Source organism: Shigella sp. FC1567 (genome assembly GCF_001743015.1).
GTDB classification, from domain to species: domain Bacteria; phylum Pseudomonadota; class Gammaproteobacteria; order Enterobacterales; family Enterobacteriaceae; genus Escherichia; species Escherichia coli.
The window spans coordinates 1-428 of the sequence record NZ_MIIV01000404.1 but is presented as its reverse complement, the minus strand read 5'-3'; the positions used below and the strand labels follow the sequence as shown (position 1 = coordinate 428).

Sequence of the window (428 nt, the reverse complement as noted above, 5' to 3'; positions counted from 1 at the left end):
AACCTGCTGTACCGCCATCGAAACGGGCACATACAGGCAGAGTGGCCGTGAAAGAAAGCAATCAGCGATGGTGCTCTGACGGGTTCGAGTTCTGCTGTGTGAAGTGGCACACTGAATTTGGCCACCTGAACAGAGGTGATATGCTCACCTCAGAACAACACAGGTGCTCCAATGAAAAAAAGAAATTTTAGCACAGAGTTTAAACGCGAATCCGCTCAACTGGTTGTTGACCAGAAATACACGGTGGCAGATGCCGCCAAAGCTATGGATGTTGGCCTTTCCACAATGACAAGATGGGTCAAACAACTGCGTGATGAGCGTCAGGGCAAAACACCAAAAGCCTCTCCGATAACACCAGAACAAATCGAAATACGTAAGCTGAGGAAAAAGCTACAACGCATTGAAATGGAGAATGAAATATTAAAAAA

1 protein-coding gene is annotated in these 428 nt (G+C 46.3%); it reads left to right on the top strand.

The window, feature by feature from the left end:
• Positions 1-171: 171 nt before the first annotated feature.
• Positions 172-428 (top strand): IS3 family transposase (locus tag BHE85_RS18705; protein WP_069673541.1); only part of this gene is annotated, 257 nt, incomplete at its 3' end.